2 protein-coding genes are annotated in these 2235 nt (G+C 71.7%); one reads left to right on the forward strand and one right to left on the reverse strand.

Annotated features, from left to right (window positions below; translation table 11 throughout):
• A partial coding sequence (locus tag B8460_RS19110) for a response regulator transcription factor (RefSeq protein ID WP_048863216.1) occupies nucleotides 1–716 on the reverse strand: 716 nt, incomplete at its 3' end.
• 269 nt (nucleotides 717–985) lie between these two features.
• Between B8460_RS19110 and B8460_RS19115 the strand changes: the two genes are divergently transcribed.
• Nucleotides 986–2209, forward strand: a complete 1224-nt coding sequence (locus B8460_RS19115) for a hypothetical protein (protein WP_148360717.1) — start codon at nucleotides 986–988, stop codon at nucleotides 2207–2209.
• Nucleotides 2210–2235 lie beyond the last annotated feature (26 nt).

Here is a 2235-nt window from a genome sequence, read left to right on the forward strand (position 1 = left end):
TGGGACGGGGGCGGGGGCGGGGGCGGGGCGGCGACAAGGCCGTGCATCGCGCCGCCGCCGGCCATGGCAAGTTCGACGCGGTTGCGCACGCCCACCTTGCGCATGATGTTGCGCAGATGCGCCTTCACCGTGCCCTCGCTGAGGTCGAGGCTGCGGGCGATGTCCTTGTTGCTGTGACCGCGGCGGAGGAAGCCGAGCACCTGTTGCTCGCGGCCGCTGAGGCCGGCGGTCGGGTCGACCGGCGCCGCCGCGTCCGTCCCGCGGTCGCGGCCGGCCTGCCGGCGGATCAGGCGTTGCAGCGCCGACGGCAGGGCGTCGGCGCTCGCCGCCATCGACAGCACGACATGACGGCCGGGGTCGCCGTCCGCCGCGTCGGGCAGGGCGAGGTCGGCACAGTCGGTGATCACGAGGGTGACGGCGGGGCAAAGCGTCCGGTCGAGGCCGGCAAGGGTGTCGCGCAGCCGCGCCGGCGCGTCGCCCGCGGCGATGAGCACCACGAGGTCGATCAGCTCGCCCATCAGCACGTCGATTTCGGCCGGGTCCGCCGCCTCGATCACCCGCAGGGCGGGCAGTTCGAGGCGCAACTGTCGCGCGAACAGGTCGGACAGCATGCGCTGGCGGCTGAGGAGCAAGACCGTGCCGCCGAGCGCCGGCGCCGTGGCGGTCTGGAGCGGTCCTGGGGTCAACGCGTCGTTATAGATACGCCCGATGTTCATCCGAGTCGCCCTCCGAGCCCCAGTTCGCAACGTCCCGACGACCCGTCCGGCCTAGTACGGCCTATTCGTTCTTGCGGAGAGCGCATTGGCTCCGAAGGATTTTTCGTGTGCGCAGTGAGAAAATTTGGAACCCAGACCATCACACTAGACAGCCGTTGATTGCAGGTCAACGTCGACGACGGGGGTTCGTTGCCCTGATTCCGCACTGCAACGTAGTCGTTTTTGTAACCGTGGCGTTGTTGATGCCGCACAGCGCACGGACCAGCCCGATGCCCGACCCGTCTACCCCGCCGCCCGCCGCCCGCGACGCCCGCGCGCCCGAGGCTAGTCCGACCGCGACGCCGGTTGCCGCCGGCGAAGAAGCCACGCAAACAGGCTGGATGACGGTCGCCGCGCGGCCGGAGATGGTATTCGACGCCGACCGCGGGGGGTGCGGCCCCGACGACCAGCCGGACGCGCCTGCCCGGGCGTTCCGCGACGCCGAGGGGCGGGTTCATCTCTTCGCGAGCGGCTCCACCAACCGGTCCTTCGTCGGCCCCTCGCTGGCCGCGTTGAAGCATAGCTGCGTCAGCGCCTATCAGGGCCGTCATCGCGGCGACCCGGCGGCGTTCGACGATTTCGGCTGGCTGGCCGCGTTCTGGACCGAGGACGGGCGGCGAGTGACGGCGCTGGTGCATAACGAGTTCCACGGCTGGCTGCGTCCCGCCCTGTGCCCGAGCGGCGATCAGCTGGCCTGCTGGTACAACGCGGTCACGCTCGCGCAGTCCGACGATGGCGGGGTGCTGTTCGGCCGGGTGCCCGGCGCGGCGGGGGTGGTCGCCGCCCCGGCGCATCGGTTCCGCAACGACCTGCACAGCCAGTCGGGCTATTTCAACCCGAGCAACATCGTGGCCGAGGGCGGCTATTTCTACGCCTTCATGGCGCTGATCGATCCGATCAGCGGCCGGTGGGGCAGCTGCCTGTTCCGCACCGACGACGTGGCCGACGGGCGGCGCTGGCGCGGCTGGGATGGCACGGGCTTCACCGTCGCGGCGCCGAGCCCGTACGCGGCCGGGGCGGAGGCGCCGGCCGAGGGCGGCGGGCGGCTGTGCCAGCCGATCCCCAACCTGATGTTCATCGTCGGCAGCGTGCAGCGTCATGTCCCGAGCGGGCGATGGGTCGCGGTGATGCGCTTCAACGTCTGGGACCGCCCGACGCATGGCGAGGTGCCCGGCGTCTACGCGGCGCAGTCCGCCGACCTGCTGCACTGGTCGCGGCCGGTGCTGGTGCTGAGCGACGCGCAGGCGCGGACGCTGACCGGCGATGCCGAGGGGGTGCAGCGCTATCCGGCGCTGCTCGACGACAGCACGGGCGACCGCAACTTCGCGACCGTGGGCGATGCGCCGCGTCTCTATACGATCCGCACCGATACCGGGTCGGTCTTCAAGGGCCACCGGCTGATCGCCTGGCCGATGCGCCTGTCGCTGCCGCCGCTGGCCGCCGCGCCGCGCTAGGCGGGTCGGGCCGCCGCCGCTAGCGT

This window comes from Acidisphaera rubrifaciens HS-AP3, from assembly GCF_000964365.1.
Taxonomy (GTDB): domain Bacteria; phylum Pseudomonadota; class Alphaproteobacteria; order Acetobacterales; family Acetobacteraceae; genus Acidisphaera; species Acidisphaera rubrifaciens.

Coding starts and splice junctions, on each gene's coding strand:
- B8460_RS19115 (WP_148360717.1), top strand. CDS start 986: ATGCCCGACCCGTCTACCCCGCCGCCCGCCGCCCGCGACGCCCGCGCG.